Genomic DNA, 20,112 nt, shown 5'->3' with positions numbered 1-20,112 from the left:
GATGGAAGATGGGCGACTAATTATGGAATTTCCAAAACAGGTAGAGAATATTTCTGTCAGCGCTGACAATTGCTTAACATCAGAATTCTCAAAAAAGATTCATCAGTCATTAACACAACGAGATACTCAGTTTATTGAATTACTGATGCCTGTATGGGAATGGTTTTACCGTTATTACTTTCAAGTAAAAACTGATGGATGGCATCACATCCCAACAACAGGGAAAGTACTACTGGTTGGATCTCATAATGGTGGAATGGCTTCTCCAGATTTAATAATGATGATGTACGATTGGTTTTCTAGATTTGGAACCGAGCGTTTGGTGTATGGTTTAATGCACCCTTCCGCTTGGAAAGTGAGTCCAGAAATAGCAGGATTAGCCCAGAAATTCGGAGCAATTGTTGCACATCCCAAAATGGCTAGCGCGGCTTTTGATCGGGGTGCTAGCGTTCTGGTATATCCTGGAGGACAATATGATATGTTTCGTCCTCATAGCCAACGCCATAAAATTCATTTTGCCGGTCATCAGGGCTTTATCAAGCTGGCTTTAAAACAAGAAGTTCCGATTATTCCTGTAATCTCGGTAGGCGCTCATGATAGCTTGATAGTCTTATGTGATTGCTATGATTTCGTCAAACAATTACATCAGTGGGGATTGCCGTGGTTATATCAAATTGACCCTGGAGTTTTCCCCATTTACTTAGGTTTGCCTTGGGGCTTGTCTATTGGCCCTCTGCCAAATATTCCTCTACCTGTGCAGATTCACACTCGTGTCTGTCATCCAATTAATTTTGAAAGATATGGTCAAGATGCAGCTAGAGATCGTAACTATGTGAATACTTGTTATGAAATAGTTCAAAGTCAAATGCAGGAAGAGTTAAATAATTTGGTTAGAGATACTCAGAAATCTAACTAAAACACAAATATTATTGACGAAGTGAGGAATCTCCCAGTATTTCTAAAAGCGATCGCTCCATAACTTCACTGACAAATTTATTTCCTTGCAAGTTGAGGTGGATGTGATCGTGAAACAAACCTTGCGGGTTGGTAGTTGAATTGAAATTCGGTAAAAAGTCAATATAGTTAATTTGCTCTGCTTTGGTAAAATCGCTCAAGCGCTGACGTGCTTTAATTTCGTAATCGCGGGGGCCTGGTTCACCAATTTCTCGTAGTAATGGAGTCATCACCAGCAGAAATTTGCTGTTCGATTGGCGAGTCAAGGCTTGAATTTTAGCGATCGCCTCCAGATTAATCCCCACGCGATCGCCTGATTCATTTTGGACGGCTTGCAGTTCAGGTATTGGCTTTTGCTTGACGATGTAACGCTGCCACACTTCCACTAATGCCAGAGGAGGTTTACGATCGGGATAATTGCGATCGCGTCCTACTGGTAAAGAAGTAGGAGGAGTTGCAAACAAATCATCGGTATTAATTAATAACACCACTGCTTGCGCGTTAAAATTGCCAAACTTCTCTAAATAAGCTAATTCATTCCTTGGCCCCCAAGAGTTAGCTGAAGCATTTAGCACTTCTACTTCCTGATAATTACTATTAGTGGATGATGCTAGAGAACGCATCATCAAACTAGATATTGTATTAGTCTGATCAGTCCACCAGCCACCATTAGCAATAGAATCACCTAAGAGGAGAATTCGCAGCCCAGTAGGTGCTGGTAACTTTTTGATCGGACTACCTCGCATAGAATATTCATTAATTTCAATGCGATTCCCAAAACGACGGGTACGTTGGTTAGGAGCCAACAAATAACCAATCTGCTCATCGCCAATATAAATCAGGGGATTACCAAAACCAAACAGCGATCGCAGTCCAATCTCGATTACCACAAACAATCCCACAACCACCGCCAAAATTACGCTCAGTGCTATTTTCACCTACTCACACCCTCTTATACTGAGTTGCTTTTCAATGATAGTAGGGGATTGGGCGTTAGGAGTGCTGAGTGCTGAGTGCTGAGTGCTGAGTTAGGAGTTAGGAGTTAGGAGTTAGGAGTTTTGTTTATTTCCTTGTCCTCCTTGTCCTCCTTGTCCCCCTTGCGCCCAGTCCTAAATTTTTAAAGTGAATTTAACGTTATCCGCAAAGAGAAGGACTACAATCAAAACGGACAAATATTTCATGCTCCAACAACAGAGGATTACAAAGCTGTGTCCGACTTAAATCGCGGAATTATGAAATTTAAGGGAGCAGATTCCCCAAAAGTAGTCACTATCTCTACCGTGTTGCTTCTGGGATCGATCGCTGCTCTCGTAATCTGGGCGCTGCAAGCTGCCTATGCGCTAAACTAAAACCATTAGTAGTCTAGAAGGACACTTGTCTTAAACGGTTTCCGTCTTAGCCAAGTGTCCATTTAGCAACTAGTAATTGAAGAAGAATCCAGAATCCAGAATCCAGAATTCAGAATGCTTTTCCTTGGGGGATTCAAACCACTAGCCGATTGTAGACTTCTAAAATCTATAATTTGGATTATTTTTAAACCCCTGTGTTCATCCCCTAGACATCATTCTGACTCCTGACTCCTGACTCCTGAATTCTCTTTGAAAAAACCCCCTAATAACCATCAAAAATTTCAGAAAAACTTTAGATTTTAGATTTAAGGTTTTAGATGGAAAATTTAAATCTAAAATCCAAAATCCAGAATGTTTGAACCTTGGGGTATCTTAGTTATTTTAATTGTCTGCCCCCTTTTGGGCGGATTACCCCTGATTGCATGGATAACTTACGCCCTCAAACGGAAGCAGTTATCACAAGTTGGTACAGGAAATATTAGTGTATCAGCTGCCTTTTATCATGGCGGTAAAATTGTCGGAATTCTGGCAGTCTTGTCAGAAGCTTTTAAAGGAGTTGCGGCAGTCTTACTCACCCGCATTTTCTTCCCAGATGGATCGTCTTGGGAATTGCTTGCCCTAATCGCTTTGGTAATCGGTAGATACTGGATAGGCAGAGGAGCAGGTACGACAAATGTTGTCTGGGGATTTGTCGTACACGATCCACTGGTAGCGATATTTGTATCTTTCTTTGCAGGTATTAGTTTTACAATTCTGCAATCAAGAAAGTTAGTCAAATTTGGGGTTTTGCTACTTTTTCCTTTGTTTGTGGCACTTCTGCACTTTAGCGATATTCCCAGAATACTTGCTGCTGTGGCCTTAGCTGGTTTAATGGGCTGGATTTACACCAAAATTCCTGATGATATGAAACTGCCAGCCCAAGAGGCACAAACAGAATCACAAGCGATGTTGGAGTTTTTACGCGGCGAGCGCACAATGGTTTCTTTAGATGAAGAGTTGAATGCTGCCATAGTCGGAGAAAAGGCGGCAACATTATCTCAAATTAAGCGCTGGGGCTATCCAGTGCCGAAGGGATGGGTACTAGCACCCATCGACGATCCAGAAGGGTTAACAGAATTTCTCCAGCCATCAGAATTATCCCCCTTGGTGGTGCGTTCCTCCGCTATTGGAGAAGACTCAGAACACGCTTCTGCTGCTGGACAGTATGAAACAGTTGTAAATGTTACTAGTTCAGAGGCATTACAAGAAGCGATCGCTCAAGTTCAAGCTTCCTACAATCATCCATCTGCTGTCCAATATCGGCGCGATCGCGGCTTAAATGATACAGCAATGGCTGTTTTGATTCAGCAACAAGTCCAGAGTGTATATTCTGGCGTCGCTTTCAGTCGCGATCCCATTACCCAGCAAGGCGATGCGATCATCATTGAAGCCCTTCCAGGCAGCCCGACGCAAGTCGTTTCGGGAAAAGTCACACCAGAACAATATCGCGCTTTTGTCGTTGAAACAGAAAATTCTTACTCTGTACAATTAGAGGGTCAAGGACGAGTACCACAATCATTAATTAAGCAAGTTGCATACTTAGCCTATCGACTCGAAAAACGTTATCATGGCACTCCTCAAGATATCGAGTGGAGTTACGATGGGCAAACGCTTTGGGTGCTGCAATCTCGCCCGATCACTACTCTGTTGCCCATGTGGACACGTAAAATCGCTGCTGAAGTGATTCCCGGAGTAATTCACCCCTTAACATGGTCAATTAATCGTCCCTTAACTTGTGGAGTTTGGGGAGAATTTTTTACCTTAGTTTTAGGCGATCGCGCTTTAGGGTTAGATTTCGCCAAAACAGCAACTCTGCATTATTCAAGAGCTTACTTTAATGCGTCCCTCTTAGGAGATATTTTTCTCCGCATGGGACTGCCGCCGGAAAGCCTGGAATTTTTAACTAGAGGAGCTAAATTAAGTAAACCTTCCTTGCAGTCAACTTGGGAAAATTTGCCAGGACTAGGAAAGTTGCTGAAGCGGGAATTAAGTTTAGAAAAGGACTTCAAGGAAGATTATCACAACCGGTTCATTCCTGGGTTGTCGCAGTTGGCGCAGGAAGATATAGATAGCTTGGAACCAGCCAAGTTGTTGGCAAGAATTGATTTTATTCTGGAGTTGCTGCGTCATGGAACGTATTACAGCATTTTAGCTCCCTTGAGTGCTGCCCTGAGACAGGCGATTTTTCGGGTAAAGGATAAGCAAATCGATCATAGCGTCACCCCAGAGGTAGCGGCATTGCGATCGCTCAGTGCGATCGCAACAGATGCCAAGCAGGTATTGGTTGAGTTTGAGCCACAGCAAGTATTTGAGCAATTAAAGCAAACCCCCGAAGGAGAGAAAATCCTCCAAGCATTTAACGAGTTGCTGCAAGATTACGGCTATTTAAGTGAAGTAGGAACCGATATCTCCGTTCCCACTTGGCGGGAAAATCCCCAGATGATTAAGCAAATGTTTGTGCAGTTAATGCAGGGGAATGAACCACAAGCAGGTGCTAAAGACGCAATTAATAGTATCTTTGCTGGCAAGCGCAAACGCTCTTTTGTACAACGCCGTGTAGATATCAAAGGACGAGTCACCGAAGTTTATTCCCGGCTTTTAGCTGAATTGCGTTGGAGTTTTGTGGCTTTAGAGAAAATTTGGTTAGAGTCTGGTTTACTCAAGAAAACAGGCGATATCTTTTTTCTCAACTTTGATGAAGTGCGGCGTCTAATTGTGGATGAAGACTCCAGCTTCATAGAGCAGTTAGATAAGTTAGTAGAATTTAGGCGATCGCAATTTGTCCAAGATAGCGAGATTATTCAAATACCTCTTTTAGTCTACGGACATACACCTCCTCACCCCTTAGCTCCCTCTGAACTTTACTCTGACCAAATTTTACAAGGTATTGGAGCCAGTCATGGGCAAGCCGAAGGTAGGGTGAAAGTGTTGCGAAATTTACAAGACATTCCAGACATCGACCGAGATACGATTTTGGTAGTGCCTTACACAGATTCTGGCTGGGCACCATTGTTATTAAGGGCTGGAGGATTAATTGCCGAAGCTGGAGGAAGACTTTCTCACGGTGCGATCGTTGCTCGTGAGTATGGAATTCCCGCCGTGATGGATGTTCGCGGTGCTACATGGATCTTGCAAGATGGTCAACGAGTCAGGATTGATGGGTCTAGGGGTATTGTGGAATTATCTAATGATTTAAGACCCGAATGATTACTACTTCCCTGAAAGACTTGCCAGAAGAGTCGGTTTCTCACAATGCCGAAATCAAGAAAAAGGTGATGTTACGCTTCGGCGATTTACCTCACCTGACTAACTTTTCTCAAGCACGTTTTGCTCCTGGACAAACCGCACCAGCACACGCGCATCAAGATATGTGCGAAGTATTTTTTGTGGAAGCCGGTTCAGGAGTAATTCACATTGATGGTACAGAATACCCCTTGCTTCCGGGAAACTGCGTAGCCATCGAACCGGGAGAAGTACACGAAGTTGTCAATAATGGCTCAACTGAACTTGTTTTGTCATACTTTGGTTTGCGAGTGGAAAAATTAGCCTAATTCTTTTGAATAAAACACACAGTGAGGGCATAACAATTTTATGCCCTTATAAAAGTTTGCGGGTGTTGCTTATAAACAAAGATAAATTTGCAAAATCCTAATATATCAAGGGTATCGCCCCGCGCATCTGACGTAAAGAATTTATACAAGCAGGACAATCACAGCCAAATAAGTCGATTGCCACATTGCTTTCTTCATCATTGAACTCCAGCATGGGAGCATCTTCTTGAGAAAACTCTATTTCACGTTGATAGTTAGGAATTTGAGCCAATACGGAAGCTCTGGCACATACTAAACCCACTTTATGTTTATTGCGTATACAAGATAAACGGTCTGTGGTTTTGGCTCCTGATTCTGGCTCCATAGCTTGTGCGTGATTTAGCATTACTCCCATAGAGAGAAGAGAGCTAATCAGCACAGGAGAAGAAAGCAAACTCAGTATGAATTTGTTCATTGGTTTTCTTGAAAAACAGTCTCGATTGCTCAGATTATCCGATTAAATCTTACAGTGCAAGTAAATGTGTATCAGGAATAGCCCAAAATCCAGATGTAGAGATGCGATTTATCGCGTCTTTGGGATCTAAAATTTTCATCAAAAAGCCTTAACCGAGCCGTATTGTCATATAACGCAAGTCTGTTTCTGATAACGTCAAAGCAGATGTTGCTACAGGCTGCGCGAAACACCGAAACGTGAAGGCAGATGTTGCTACAGGCTGCGCGAAACACCGAAACGTCAAAGCAGATGTTGCTACAGAGTGCGCGAAACACCGAAACGTGAAGGCAGAAGCTCTTACAGGGAAGACGGAAGTTGCTACAGAGTGCGCGAAACACCGAAACGTGAAAGCAGAAGCTCTTACAGGGAAGACAAAACAGAGAAATTTATCGGTATACAAAGAGTTTTATTTCCCATTGTCATTTGGAAACCTACTCAGTAATAATAGAATTTTCAACAGAGGCTATAAAAAGTTGAAGAAGTTTATAGTCAAAGCAGGTGTTTTTTGAGCGCTATTGATTGCCATGTTTATCTTCAACAAAAGATATTTTTACCTCACACTTCTATTATTTTTAATAGAAATATGTATTGCAGTTTTTGTAAATGATAGTTTCATTCGTCCTTTTATCGGTGACGTTTTAGTAGTTATACTAATTTATTGCTTTATCAAAGCTTTTTGGAATATACATTCATCCATAGTCGCTTTATCAGTTTTTGCTTTTTCTTGTACTATCGAGATTCTTCAATATTATAATTTCGTAAATAACTTAGGATGGCAAAAATACAAGATTCTGGCTGTTGCCTTGGGAAGTGTATTTGATTGGAAAGATATTATTGCTTATGCAACAGGTATTATAACAGTCCTATGGTTTGAAAATAGAACATGATTACTTGAAAGTTGTTAATAGTACATAGGACTTACGCAAAAACTCTCTGAAACTCTTATTTCTTTGTGTCCTTTGCGTCCTTTGCGGTTCGTTTTTTCATGATTTTGCGTAAATATCTAAGCTAGTAATAAAAAGTTTGTAGTAAGCACTTTAGTGCTTAGAAAATTAAGGACTAAAATCCTTACTACGAACTTGCTTACCCATCAATTTTTAAACTTTACAGACTACTAGAAACTATTTACAAGTAAATCTTAAGTAGGGTATGTTATGGTTTTAGCCTCTTCGCTGACAGCGCCGATCGCGCCTATTTATTGTTGAGTATAGCGACGCGGCGTATAAACCCAGATATTACCATCGCGGCGCTTGATAGTTCGGGTTTTTGTGGAACCAACAAGAATAATTGTCCGCATATCAGCGCTTGCTGGCGTTAACTGCTCAAGTGCGATCGCTTTTACCGTTTGTCCTGGCCGACCGAGATTCCGGGCCAATACTACTGGTGTATCTGGTGTTCGATGTCGCAGCAAAATATTTCTCGCTTCTGCCAGTTGCCAGGTACGCTCTTTGGAAACAGGATTGTAGAAAGCAATCACAAAATCAGCCTCAGCAGCAGCAGCAATTCGTTGGGCGATCGCAGACCAAGGTTTCAAGATATCAGAAAGAGAAATAGCACAGAAGTCATGCCCAAGGGGCGCACCAATGGCTGCTGCTGCTGCCTGCATTGCAGAGATACCTGGGGCCACATGAATGTCGATACTGTCCCATTCGGGTTTAGCATAGCGATCGCACACCTCAAAAACCGCTGTTGCCATTGCATAGATACCGGGGTCGCCTGATGAAACTACAGCTACATATCGCCCAGATGCAGCTAAATCTAGGGCCATCTTTGCTCGTGCTTCTTCTTCGCGGTTGTCAGACTCATGCCGTTCCTTGCCATCAGCCAGAGAACCAACTAAATCTAAATAAGTTTTATAACCCACCAGATCAGTTGCCGACTTGAGTATCTCCTTAACTTCTGGAGACATCCACAGCGAACCACCAGGGCCAGTGCCAATAATCGCTAACCGTCCCCGTGGCTGACCGATGGTGTTGGGGTCAATTACTTGAGGGGCAATAGCGATCGCAATGTGGGGAGATGAAGCAGTAATGGGGGATGTACCTGTGGCGGCGATCGCTGCGGCTTGGGCGGGGCTATAACCTTGGGAAAGTAGACTTTCTAGCTGATTTGGGGTAAAAAAGCGGGTGGGCACTTTTAAGGCGCTAGCTACAGCGTGAATTGCGGGATCGGCAGCGGCGGCGATGGGTGCAAATATCCCGGCGACTGATGTTTTTTCTAGTTTGGCATCAGCTAGTAGCTGTTCTACTAAAACGACTGCATCATCAATCATGCCACTAATTGCGATCGCGATCGTTGCTGGATGGTAGACAAGACAGTTAGCTCTAGGAGTAACCAAGCCTTCCGTAACTTGGATGGTCAAATCTCCCTTGGGATCTATCGGTAATTTACTATCGCTCAACCAAGGCGCTATTCCTTCTAGGTTAACTTGCGCCCCAGCTAGCACATCTGAGATAAATTTCTTCGCATCGTCTGGGTTGGCTAAATGGTATCCAGGGGGAGGAGACAACAGCGTTGTGCCCAAACGTAAATCGCCTGTGGTCGTAATTGCAGCTTTGACATCCAGCGCTTCGGCAATGCGGCGCGCTAAATCGTTTACTCCACCAAGTCCGCCCAAAAGAGGGACAACAGCACTACCATCTTCAGCCACAGCTAGCACTGGTGGTTCCTGTCGTTTATCCGAAATTACCGGAGCTAACGTCCTAATTAAAATGCCGGCGGCACAAATGCCAATCAACGGCCTTCCCTGCATAAATAACTCGCGGAGCGTCTCGCCAAAATTTGTAAAGCTGACATCAACTTCTGATGTGCGACCTTCTAAACCGTATAGTGTTGCCCCTGGTAAGACGCTGATTATTTTGCGTGCTACTGTCACGCTATTTTGACCCAGTATTACAATGGCAGGTGCAACATTCATCATCATAAATAGATATCTTGCAAAATTTGATATCCTTCAAATGAAACCACAGATTTAGACATGTAGCGACTTCTCGTTTACGACCTTGGGAAATTAATCGTGCGATGTCTACAATGAGGTTCCTTGGAAAGGATACGCCAACGCCTATACGCGTGCTATCTTCATAGTAGCTGTCAAAAACCTATTTTGGGTTTATCCTATATTAGGTTTTAGAATTTAAATGAGTTTAGCAATATGTAATAACTCTCATCGAGATCGAATAAACCATCGCCAGAAAAAAGGCAAGCTAAAGTGCCTAAATCAGTTTTCAGCGAAGATTACAATCGGTTTCGCCAGTTACTTATAGAAGCGCGGAAAGCTGCAAAGCTCACTCAAACAGAGTTGTCAGCAAAGCTAGAGCTTCCACAATCTTATGTATCAAAGTATGAACGTGGAGAACGTCGTCTTGACGTGATTGAATTTTTACAAGTTGCCCAAGTTCTTGAAATCGATCCGCTTGCTTTTATAAAAGAACTGTTGAAATACCAAAAGGAGACATAATAATTATTATTCAATATGTTGACTTTAACGCAGCAGATAGAATAATTAATACCCAATACCAAAACGAATGGCATGAGATTAGTACTACTCTCACGAGAATGCCTTTGCACATCAAGGCTTCAGATCAAGCTGGAATTCAAGGTAATGCAATATTCGATCCAGTAGGTACGAACGAATATATTAAAGCTGCTTTTATTCATGATGGTTGGCAATCAAATATTCCTATTCCAGCACCTTATAGATTTTTAGGTACAGATGTTGATTTTGCTAAAACTGGCATTATCATTGAAATTCAATTTTCTAACTATCCCTTTCTACTCAATAACACTTTGCGCTCAGAATTGTTCTTCAAAGCTAAAACTGAATTTGTTGGATACCCGACTAATTTGGTAATTATAGTAACAAAGGCTCTGATGTTTCCTGCCTCCAATAGCACTCTTTATTATGAGCAAGCTGTTAATCAGTTAACAGCTTTGGCTAAAAACCAAGTTTTTGATGTACCAATCAGACTAGTTGGATTATTTGAACAACAAAATACAATAGTTCCTATTATCTGGACTGAGTATTTATCTAAAAGATATTCTAGAACTGTAAATACTAGAGTTAGTCGCCAATGCCAAATTATTGCGGGACGTTCAGCCCGTAGTCGTTGTCTAATTAACTTATTGTAAAAATTAATCTATTAAGTCCATAATCTCAATTCAATTTGTTCTACTTCTTCTACTTGTTTTACTATTTGATTTTGTAAAGAGGTCTTTTTCCCATTACCATTAAGTTTTGCATCTACTGGAATCTCTTCACCTCTGAGATTAGCTGCAAAAGCAGATTCTTCATAGATTAATCTATCTTCCATTGCTTGCAAGTGATACTCTTCTGAATAAATTTTTGCTTTGCTGCGTTCTGAAGCTTTATTTCCTACTTGCACATCAAACTTAAATTTATCAATAGATTGACCAGTTTTTTCAACATAATCACGCAATGTTTTTAAATTTGGAAAACAACCATTTTTATCTGGATTGCCACTGAGACGACGCAACGCAACTTGATGATATTTCGGTTCAATTTCTGACCCGATAAAATGACGTTCATGATCTCTCGCAACTACTGCCGTAGTACCAGCTCCCATAAATGGATCTAAAACAATATCATTTTCGTTAGTTGTAGCTAATATAATTCTAGCTACCAAGTCTTCTGGAAATTGGCAGGGATGTATAGTTTGTTCTTCATGATTGTGTTTAACATTCCGAAATAGCCAAATATCACCAGGATTTTTACCTTCTGGATTGCATGAAAGTTCCCCCTTTCGATTCCCTCGATAATGTTTCTTATTTTGATATTTTTGGGGAACTCTAATAGCATCTAAATTAAATTTATAGTTATCTGATTTAGTAAACCAAAGAATAGTTTCATGTCTACAAGAAAACTTTTTCTGAGCATGAAGACCATGTTGCCTAGCCCATATAATTCGGTTGCGAGGAACTAATCTGCATGACTCTAAAATCGGAAAAAAGCGAATATCCAAAGGAATCAGCATTCCTCGGTCAGAAAAAGCACCAACTTGCCAAAATAGCGAACCTGTATTTTTGAGAATCCGGCTACATTCAAGCAGAATGGCTGTTTGTTCTGCCAAATAAATCTCAAGAGCTTGCCTTGATTCGTATTCTTTGCCTAGATTGTAAGGTGGAGAGGATACAACTAAATCAACACATTCATCTGGCAGATTACTCAGCATTTGTAAGCTATCCTCCAAGAGAATCTGGTCTAAGGGTAGATTCTCTCTATTAGTCTTCATTACGATACCTACCTTGCAAGTAATACCAGGCTTTCGTCATCATAACCTATTTTAGGTTATTAGCAAATTTAAATAGTAGACGGAATATAATACCATACTTACTTTAACAATACATACCTAAAGGCGATGGAGAAGCGATCGCATTCTCTCAAAAAAGTGCGATCGCTTGTTAAATTGGAAATTAGAACTCCAACTAAATATCCAAAGAATTTCTGCCCCAATCCCCAGTCTCAACTCAATTAGCTTTACGTTCTTTCAGTACTTGATCTAGCAAGTTTCTAGCAGGTTGTGCTTTAGCCAAGGCTACTTGATGGTCATTATAAGCACGAACAAGGCGAGAAAGACTGCTCACACCTGTCTTGAGTTGCTCAAGTTCTTCACCAGCAACTAGTTCTCCATCAAGCATCCGCCCAATCAACGGTTTGATATCGCCCACTTCCTGCCGGACTTTTTGGAGCTTTTCTAAAGAACTCAGTAAGGTTTTTAGTGAGTTCAATATGTCATCAATATCCTGGGCATCCTCCACTAACTCAGGCGGATTTTCAATTGCGATCGCATCTTTGTCTGAAACTGTAGGCAATTCCTCTACAGACGTTTCACTTATAACCCCGTTTGACCGTGCCATCAACGCTTCCTCAAGGAATTTTCCTCAGTGTATCGCTGATTTCAAGTTGCCAAAGATAGTATTGTTATAATTCGTTAAATAAATACTTGTACAAATTCAACTCTACGTTGCGATCGCGAAAGCAAAGAATTCCCTTAGCTACGGCCAACATATAAACACAGCAATAATGATTGATTTTGAACCTTGGGACAGGTTGTTGCGTCAGTATGTCGATCGCCAAGGTCGTGTAAACTATATTGCTTGGAAAACTGAGCAACCTCAAGCGCTAGCTGATTGGTTGTCGAGTCAAAAAAATCTGGCTTTTACATCTAATAGCAATACTTCTGAGCAATTGGCATTGTGGATTAACCTTTACAATGCGTTCACCATTTCGGCAATTTTGGAGAGATACCCGCTTGAGTCAATTCGTCCGCGAATCTTAGGCATTCCCAACTGGTTGGCTTTTTTGTGGTTCTTCCAACGTCGTGCTTATTATATATTTGACCAGCATTACAGTTTAGCCCAAATAGAAAACCAGATTCTGCGGAATCAATTGCAGGAGCCACGAATTCATTTTGCAATAGTCTGCGCTTCGGTTGGTTGTCCGTTACTGCGGGCTGGAGCTTATTTTCCTCAACAAGTTACTCAGCAGTTAGATGAAGATACCCGTCGCTTCATTAACAATCCTGAAAAAGTCCGTTATGACTCAGATAGTAAAACGCTCTACTGTAGCAAAATATTTAAATGGTATCGTCAAGATTTTCTTAAGGTCAAATCCTCCATTCCAGAATATATCCGCTCCTACCTAGAAACAGACTTGCCAATTAATGCCTCAACACCGATTTCCTATCTCTACTATGACTGGAGCCTGAATCATATCATGTCCGCATAATTAGTCATACTAACCACAGTCATTACACCCCACCCCCAACCCCTCCCCGCAAGCGGGGAGGGGAGACAAAGTGCAGCTTTGGCGGGGTGGGGTTCTTCGGGTTTAATAAGCAATCAAGCGGACATGATATCAGCGAATATCTTGATAAAATTGTTTGAGATAATTTGCATCAACGCCAATTCCCCACAAAAAACCGATATAAAGGTAGATTGCGTTTGCTTTCCAGCTACCCCATTTTGCTACACGGCGATCTGAAGAGTGAACAATGCGGTTCACTAGATAAATACGTCCTTTTTTAACCAATCTCAGGCATAAATCTCCATCTTCCATAATCGGCAATGCCTCGTCAAATCCGTCGCAATCCCAAAAGTCAGTGCGACGACAAAACATTACCTGATCTCCGAACAACAGGCGCAATCCTCGAAAAAACAGGTGAGGTTTAAATAGCAGTGGTGCATAGTAGGTTTTTAAATAATTATGTAGAGAGATGCCCCAGCGAGTCGTTTGAGATCCACTCATCAGAGAAATGAACCCCCCACAGGCAATGGTTGACTCTGCTAGAGTTTTCTCTATTACAGTGATTAGGTCATCCGGCACCCAAGTATCTGCATGAAGAAAGCAAAGAATATCTCCAGTTGCAACCGATGCTCCATAATTCATCTGAATAGAACGCCCACGCTGTTCAGATGAGAGAACTTGTACGCATAGCGACTGATTGAATGACCCAAAGCATTGTTTTGCCACTGCCACTGTCTGATCATCGCTGCCACCATCTACTACTATCACTTCAAAAGCAGGCGGATTAAGTAAAGTCAATTGGCGTAATGTACGCCCTAAGCTAACTGCTTCGTTTAAAGTAGGAATGACAATCGAAACTTGAGACATGCAGCTTAAGTAGTTTTATCGTTGCTTTTATTCTACTTGCTTAATGTTGACAAGCTCTTAGTGCAGCATTTCATTAATTCCTAGCGAATTAATGAAAGGCAATACCCTGCATTGTTAATGCGTTAGCCGCCTTGTTAATGCATCGGCTTGCATTGTTAATGCGGCGGCGGCCTTGTTAATGCGTCGGCTTGCATTAAAAACGCTACGTTTTTACGCATAACTGTACTTAGTCCAAAGGTCAACACTCCTGAGCATGGTAAGTAGCTTTTAGCAGTTTTCCCCAGATTGCATTGTAAGGATGTACAACCTTTGTCGGATGCCCATTTTGAAAGATTGGCCTGCCTTGGTTTGCCCACTGAAAAATTCCACCACTCAAGTTATAAATGCACTTCATCCCGGCTTCATCCAGTTTTTGGGCTAATTTTGCGCTCCGGTAGCCAACAGCACAGTACACAACAATTGGTCTATCTTTTGATGCTGTTGCAACTGCTGCTAAGTCCTCTGTGAGAGGATCTATGCGTACTGCTGTTTCGATATGGCTTACTGCATACTCAGTTTGACTTCGTGCATCTAGTAATAATGGACGGGGCTTTGCAGAATCTAATAGTAATTGAGCTAATTGGTCACAATTAATTTCCTCAACAGTAGGAAACTGAAATCCGATCAGAAGTTTAAGAAAGTTAAAGGTGAGCGATCGCACTTGTTAAAAGACTCTCTGGTTGAGAAACAATACTGACTGGGACTGTGTTTAATATTTAATAGGAAAAAACTCAACTCTACAAAACAAACAGATAACTCATCAAGATTAGCTTATTTGCCAGTAAATATACTTATAATAATTAAGCATTTACTAATCACCTGCGATGATTTATGGCAATTCTTCAACTGATTGAACCCGAAGTTAAAAATCTGGGTGGTTTTTCTGCCCGCCGCAGTTTGCCATATCCTAATCGCCAAACGGTTGGGCCGTTTATCTTTTTCGATCATCTTGGCCCGTCCGTCATGCCCCCCAATCAAGGCATCGATGTCCGACCACATCCTCATATTAATCTGGCAACGGTAACTTATTTATTTGATGGTGCTTTGATGCATCGCGATAGTTTGGGTACTGTGCAGGAAATCCAACCAGGTGCAGTCAACTGGATGACAGCAGGCAAAGGGATTGTCCATTCAGAACGCTCACCTGACTTTGACCGTCACCAAGAAACTACTATTCATGGCATTCAAACCTGGGTCGCCCTGCCTGTTGAACACGAAGAAACCGAGCCAACGTTCATTCACTATCCGGCTGAAATCCTTCCCACCTGGGAAGAGAATGGCGTTATCATCAAACTTATTGCTGGGCAAGCATTTGGCTATACCTCACCTGTAAAAGTTCTCTCACCTATCCTCTATTTAGATGCAGTGTTGCCTGCCAACACCCACTTCACTATCCCTACAGATTATTCACAAAGGGCAGTATACAGTGTCACGGAGGGATTGAGGATTAATGATGAACCGATAGAGCAATATCGTCTCGCTATTCTAGAGCCAGGCGATCGGGTTGAGGTTTCTGCTATAGATGCTGCTCGATGTATTGTTATTGGCGGTGAGCCTTTAGGTACACGCTACAAATGGTGGAATTTTGTCTCTAGCCGACCAGAGCGAATAGAGGAAGCTAAAGCTGATTGGCGCGACTATCGTTTTGCTAGCGTGCCAGATGAGACAGAGTTTATTCCACTGCCAGAAGTGATAACAGAAGCTAATCCTTTTTCATAAGTGTGTCACACTTCAACACTCACTACCTCCCTTTAGAATGTACAAAGTTGCATTCTTTTTTCAAATTGATCGGTCTTTAACCGGACACAATCTCACTGGACAAGAGGGAGCAAATTCTTGAAAGTCAGCGTCAGGAGTAGATAATTCAACTAAAGTTTTAGGTGTAACTGATGCACAATGGTTTTAGGAGTAAGCTGCCACTACTGCTGACATTCTGCTTATTTACTAGCTTTTTGCCTGCCTCTGGTTCAGTTTTATGTCCAGCCGTTGCCTCTGACGAATACTATAAAGTAGCTAGAAATTATGGCAGAGATGGACGCGCAGGAACCGATGGGCGATCGGGTAGAGATGGTAGCAGCGGTGAAAACCAAAATATTTTTGTCAATGGTTCACCTGTAAATCTTGACTTGTCGGGTAAAGATGGTGAAGACGGGGAAGATGGTGAATATGGTTATCAACCTGACTGTGGTTCCCAACGCGGCGATCGCGTCAGCCATGACATAAATGCACCAGACGGTGGTAACGGTGGTAATGGTGGCAAAGGAGGAGATGGGGGAAATGGTGGTTCCCTCACAGTGTATTACAGCAATTTGGCAGACTTACGGAATATTTCTATTCGGGCAACTGGTGGGGAAGGCGGGCGCGGTGGTAGAGGTGGCTACGGTACGGAGGGTTGTAACTGTCACAGACGGAGATGGGAAGTAAAAACCTGTAAGGGAACTCCTGGTAGCCCTGATTATAAGTGTACTGAAAAGGTTTATCGATGTAGCGATGGTAGCGATGGGCGAGATGGCAGCGATGGTAGCGATGGTAGCCAAGGGCGCTTAGGAACTTTGAGTATTGTCAATAGCAAGGAACCTTTGGCAGCTGATACTCCAACTGTGCAGCTAGCAATGTCGGAACTGATAAACAAACAGTTCCATCTCTCGAAGAATAAGTGGAATCAACGCATAGGCGCAGCTTCTCTACTTGCGCCTGGTTCTGCGATCGCCGATGATTATCGAGAGTTTGAACAGCGTCTAGAAGAGGCTTTTCAAATAGTTTGGCAAGAAAGACAACCCATTACCAGCTTTGGCAATCAAGCCGTAACACTAAATTTAACTGATAACAAACAAGTAGAAATTACTTTTTCTGAGGAATTATGGGTTGAAGGTAACAGCAAAAGTGAGGCTAACTTGACAACATTTACCGTTAACCATGCCATTCCCAAAAAAGATGTCACCCGGTTAGCTGTGGCAGAGTTTGCCGATGCCGGACAAAACCTCAACTTAAAAATAGTTGATTTGGCAGCCAAGTCTGATGCCATTAATACTCAGTTTCGCGTAAAATTCCGCGCTCAAGATAGCTTGCACGGTTTTTCTGGCTACAAAACTGAATTTGAAGGGGATATTCCCACAGAACTTGTGACTCGTGACTACAATCGTTTTACTCTAGCTTTGGGCAAGCTAAAAATTCCTGACGAAGCTTTACGCCCTGGTGTCAACGTTGATATTGAAGTCGTAGCAACTCGTTCTTTAGGAATACGTTCTGCCAAGCAAACTATTAGCTGGCAGGGTGCAATCCGCAAGCCTAGATAAAGAAGAATGCAGAATTCAGAATTCAGAATTCAGAATCAAGAGGCTTTCTACAAGACGCTGCGCGATCTCCTTTTGGGAGAAGAGAAGGCTTTACGCTGCGCTACCCGCCAGCGATGCACTGAGTTTCGACTGCGCTCAACTACCGCCTATCGTACCACTTGCCTACGGCACGCTCCGCGAACGTGGAAGCAAGCTACGCGGAGCGTCTCGTAGAGAAGTGTCGTACACAATTCATTCTGACTCCTGACTCCTGACTCCTGAATTCTTAAGAAGATTTTTTCCCATCTGAAACCATTTGCGAGAGAATATAGGCTGCAAAATCTAGTAACTGATCCAGCAAAAAACCAATGATACCGATGTATAATATTTCCTGGATTATGTAATCGGTATTGCCAGCTTTATAAGCATCCCAGAGGGTAAAGCCAAGTCCTCTTGGGCCTGTTAACATTTCTGTGGCAATAACGATAAACCAGGCTACCCAAATGCTAACTTTCAAGGCATGAAATATATGAAAAATAGCTACTCGAAAGTTATTATTCTGTCTCTTGAAATGCCGCATCCCTATTGCTGTATTAATAATCATCGTCCAGAGAGTTCCCAGAAAAACTACTACAATAGCAGCCGAGTCGCTCTCTTGAAACGCGATTAGAGCAATAGGTAGCAAAGCGATAGGAGGGATACTATGAGGTATCTGAAATATCAGCCGAAATAGCTGATAAACCATGCTATTTATCCCGATGAAATATCCGATAAAACTACCCAATACAGCGGCTGGAATATAACCAACAAATAACCGTTGCAGGCTAGCTAAAATGTCTAAAAACATATTATTTTCTCTGCCTCAGTTCTCATGGAAAACATTCGGGAAATACTGCGGCAACAATACAAAACAGGGCTGAGAAAAATGTATTAGATTACACATTCTATTTTGTTGCTAAAAGATTTTTTATATCTTCTCCTCGTTAATTACTAATTAAAAAACTTAGGTATTATTACGATGTGATAGTAGTAGTACAAAGAAGAGGTAAAGCTTGACTTGACTAAACTTTATCAGAAAAGCAAATTTTAATTAGTAAATTAAATACAATTTCTAGAATTTATCAAATAAGGCGTTATTGCTAAAGTTTACGTGCGTAGTTTACCGCCGTAGGCATCGCTCCTTGATTACCTAAGCTGATGGAACGAGCCAAAAAAAGCCTTGAGCAAGGCGTAGAAATCAATTGGATGGGTATTCAAACCCCAACCAATTGTAGACAGTTGTAAATAATGGCACAAATCGCTAGTTATCTCTAATAAAAGACGCGATCGCCTTTTTTATCGGATAACCGGAATCGTCTCTGGTATAGTACGTAAGACCTTGCTCAATGAATGCAGAGGTAGTATCTATTAACTGCTGAAGAATCTCGGAATTAGTATCATCTATTTGTTCAGTGACTTTTTCCCCTGTAAATTTATTTTTCCGCTCTTCTGGAGGTAATACAATACGAGGATCTTTATAAGTCTCTTTTGGTTTGGGTTTAAATGTCTCATTTAAGTCAAACTGAAGACGTAAGTAACGTTTAGACTCATATCCACCCATGATTTGTCGGCAAATAGTACTATCAATCTCAGATGTAGGTTCCATGAAGATGTTAGTAAGATTTTTGATCCAGTCTAAGCCTCTCCATTTGCTGATTTGCTTATATTGATATGGTTGACCAGTTTGACCTGTGCCAATAGAAAGAATAGAAATATCTTCCAATCGCAAATTATCTAGTTTATATTGTTGCTTGATTTCTGGAGATACTGAAGACTGACTAATCCTCATCGCTAAACTCAAAGCTGCAAGAGCAGGGTTATTAGCAGAAACTCCTCCATCAATGTGTGGGAATTCCCAGTCACCAAATTTTTGTTTATCTACAGGTTCTAATTTATATGGTGGAAAAAAAGTAGGCGCTGAGGCAGAAGCGGTACATATTTCCCATAAATAACAGTCATCGTACCATCTGTCTCCTAAATCAGGATGACAATTTGTAAAAAAGGTAGTGTTGCGATATAGCGTATCGTAAGCAAGAATCAAAAGAATAGGTTTTTCGATATCCTTGATTCTTGTGGATTTATAGGCATCTTTGAGTACGCTAGTAATTCCATCATGAGAATATTTAGATGGAGAAAATACCTCAATAATTGATTTGATGATGGATGGAAAGTTTTTATAGCGCTCTTTTATCTCCAGAGGGAATATATCTTTACCTCTATTTTTATACATTTTAATGAGTTCATCACTCTCATTTCCGAGAGCAATTCCTCCTGCTAATATTGAACCAGTAGAAGTACCAGCAACCATGTCAAAATATTCGTGTAAAAACTCTCCTTTTCCCTGATTTCTAATTTCTTGTTCTACTTGTTGAAGTATTCGTGCTGCAACAATTCCACGAATACCGCCACCGTCTAAAGCCAAAATTTTGAAGGACATAGCAATTCTCTGTGATTATTTTTTGTGGACAAGCATCATGAGATGAATCACAATACGATTCCATTAGCTTGTTTACTCTTATCCGACTTATCCGACTTATCCGACTGGAAGAATACCTAAGTTTTTTTTAACGAAGTGCCTTCTCTACGAGACACTACGTATAGCTTGCAGGGGGTATGCGTAGTAGAGACGCGATGAATCGCCGTCTCTACAATAGTCAATGTTTTGTAGAGACGGCGATTTATCGCGTCTTTGTGATGATTTATCACATCTTTAGCGATCTAAATAGGTAATTTGATCGCAAAA

18 protein-coding genes are annotated in these 20,112 nt (G+C 41.6%); 9 read left to right on the top strand and 9 right to left on the bottom strand.

All coding sequences use genetic code 11. From position 1 onward, the window contains the following. The first annotated feature begins 22 nt into the window (after positions 1-22). Positions 23-916, top strand: a complete 894-nt coding sequence (locus V7K61_RS29890) for a lysophospholipid acyltransferase family protein (RefSeq protein ID WP_335059209.1) — start codon at positions 23-25, stop codon at positions 914-916. A gap of 10 nt (positions 917-926) precedes the next feature. Here V7K61_RS29890 and V7K61_RS29885 read toward each other — a convergent pair whose 3' ends face one another. Next, entirely contained in the window at positions 927-1,892 is a 966-nt protein-coding gene (locus tag V7K61_RS29885; protein WP_335059207.1) for an SGNH/GDSL hydrolase family protein, read from the bottom strand. 762 nt (positions 1,893-2,654) lie between these two features. Here V7K61_RS29885 and V7K61_RS29880 point away from each other — a divergent pair. Together V7K61_RS29880 and V7K61_RS29875 are read left to right on the top strand one after the other, a co-directional pair. Next, a complete protein-coding gene (locus V7K61_RS29880; RefSeq protein ID WP_335059205.1) occupies positions 2,655-5,549 on the top strand; it encodes a glycerol-3-phosphate acyltransferase in 2,895 nt (964 codons plus the stop codon). Beyond that, entirely contained in the window at positions 5,546-5,893 is a 348-nt protein-coding gene (locus V7K61_RS29875; protein WP_335059203.1) for a cupin domain-containing protein, read from the top strand. Before V7K61_RS29880 ends, V7K61_RS29875 begins: the two co-directional genes overlap by 4 nt. Positions 5,894-5,990: 97 nt before the next feature. On the opposite strand, the gene V7K61_RS29870 is transcribed toward V7K61_RS29875, so the two are convergent. After that, positions 5,991-6,347, bottom strand: coding sequence for a hypothetical protein (locus V7K61_RS29870; protein ID WP_335059201.1), 357 nt, complete (start codon positions 6,345-6,347; stop codon positions 5,991-5,993). A 563-nt stretch (positions 6,348-6,910) separates the two neighbouring features. Here V7K61_RS29870 and V7K61_RS29865 point away from each other — a divergent pair. Next, positions 6,911-7,273, top strand: a complete 363-nt coding sequence (locus V7K61_RS29865) for a ribosomal maturation YjgA family protein (protein ID WP_335059199.1) — start codon at positions 6,911-6,913, stop codon at positions 7,271-7,273. Positions 7,274-7,581: 308 nt separating this feature from the next. On the opposite strand, the gene cobJ is transcribed toward V7K61_RS29865, so the two are convergent. Next, a complete protein-coding gene (gene cobJ / locus V7K61_RS29860; protein WP_442936384.1) occupies positions 7,582-9,306 on the bottom strand; it encodes a precorrin-3B C(17)-methyltransferase in 1,725 nt (574 codons plus the stop codon). 288 nt (positions 9,307-9,594) lie between these two features. Between cobJ and V7K61_RS29855 the strand changes: the two genes are divergently transcribed. Further along, positions 9,595-9,843: a helix-turn-helix domain-containing protein gene (locus V7K61_RS29855; protein WP_099103407.1), complete on the top strand. Its 249-nt coding sequence runs from the start codon at positions 9,595-9,597 to the stop codon at positions 9,841-9,843. Beyond that, positions 9,825-10,514: a BglII/BstYI family type II restriction endonuclease gene (locus V7K61_RS29850; RefSeq protein ID WP_335059269.1), complete on the top strand. Its 690-nt coding sequence runs from the start codon at positions 9,825-9,827 to the stop codon at positions 10,512-10,514. Before V7K61_RS29855 ends, V7K61_RS29850 begins: the two co-directional genes overlap by 19 nt. A gap of 11 nt (positions 10,515-10,525) precedes the next feature. Here the strand turns inward: V7K61_RS29850 and V7K61_RS29845 are convergent, their stop codons facing one another. Continuing rightward, entirely contained in the window at positions 10,526-11,635 is a 1,110-nt protein-coding gene (locus V7K61_RS29845; protein ID WP_335059195.1) for a DNA-methyltransferase, read from the bottom strand. Positions 11,636-11,870: 235 nt separating this feature from the next. Then, positions 11,871-12,260: a hypothetical protein gene (locus tag V7K61_RS29840; protein WP_335059193.1), complete on the bottom strand. Its 390-nt coding sequence runs from the start codon at positions 12,258-12,260 to the stop codon at positions 11,871-11,873. A 166-nt stretch (positions 12,261-12,426) separates the two neighbouring features. Between V7K61_RS29840 and V7K61_RS29835 the strand changes: the two genes are divergently transcribed. Continuing rightward, positions 12,427-13,131, top strand: a complete 705-nt coding sequence (locus V7K61_RS29835; RefSeq protein WP_335059191.1) for a DUF547 domain-containing protein — start codon at positions 12,427-12,429, stop codon at positions 13,129-13,131. Between the two features lie 129 nt (positions 13,132-13,260). Here the strand turns inward: V7K61_RS29835 and V7K61_RS29830 are convergent, their stop codons facing one another. Both V7K61_RS29830 and V7K61_RS29825 read right to left on the bottom strand, forming a co-directional pair. Next, on the bottom strand, positions 13,261-14,016 hold the full coding sequence (locus V7K61_RS29830; RefSeq protein WP_335059189.1) for a TIGR04283 family arsenosugar biosynthesis glycosyltransferase: 756 nt from the start codon (positions 14,014-14,016) through the stop codon (positions 13,261-13,263). Positions 14,017-14,254: 238 nt separating this feature from the next. Next, positions 14,255-14,716 carry a rhodanese-like domain-containing protein gene (locus tag V7K61_RS29825; protein WP_335059187.1) on the bottom strand — a complete coding sequence of 154 codons (462 nt, stop codon included), beginning with the start codon at positions 14,714-14,716 and terminating at the stop codon, positions 14,255-14,257. 170 nt (positions 14,717-14,886) lie between these two features. On the opposite strand from V7K61_RS29825, the gene V7K61_RS29820 reads away from it, so the two are divergent. After that, entirely contained in the window at positions 14,887-15,774 is an 888-nt protein-coding gene (locus V7K61_RS29820) for a pirin family protein (protein ID WP_335059185.1), read from the top strand. Positions 15,775-15,944: 170 nt separating this feature from the next. Continuing rightward, positions 15,945-17,351, top strand: coding sequence for a collagen-like protein (locus tag V7K61_RS29815; protein WP_335059183.1), 1,407 nt, complete (start codon positions 15,945-15,947; stop codon positions 17,349-17,351). A 265-nt stretch (positions 17,352-17,616) separates the two neighbouring features. Here the strand turns inward: V7K61_RS29815 and V7K61_RS29810 are convergent, their stop codons facing one another. After that, complete coding sequence (locus V7K61_RS29810) at positions 17,617-18,177, bottom strand: nitrate transporter (protein ID WP_334937025.1); 561 nt, start codon at positions 18,175-18,177, stop codon at positions 17,617-17,619. A gap of 453 nt (positions 18,178-18,630) precedes the next feature. Further along, positions 18,631-19,806, bottom strand: a complete 1,176-nt coding sequence (locus V7K61_RS29805) for a patatin-like phospholipase family protein (protein WP_335059181.1) — start codon at positions 19,804-19,806, stop codon at positions 18,631-18,633. Positions 19,807-20,112 lie beyond the last annotated feature (306 nt).

The sequence above is a fragment of the Nostoc sp. genome, assembly GCF_036918015.1.
Classification (GTDB): domain Bacteria; phylum Cyanobacteriota; class Cyanobacteriia; order Cyanobacteriales; family Nostocaceae; genus Nostoc.
This window is presented reverse-complemented; position numbering and strand designations above follow the sequence as displayed.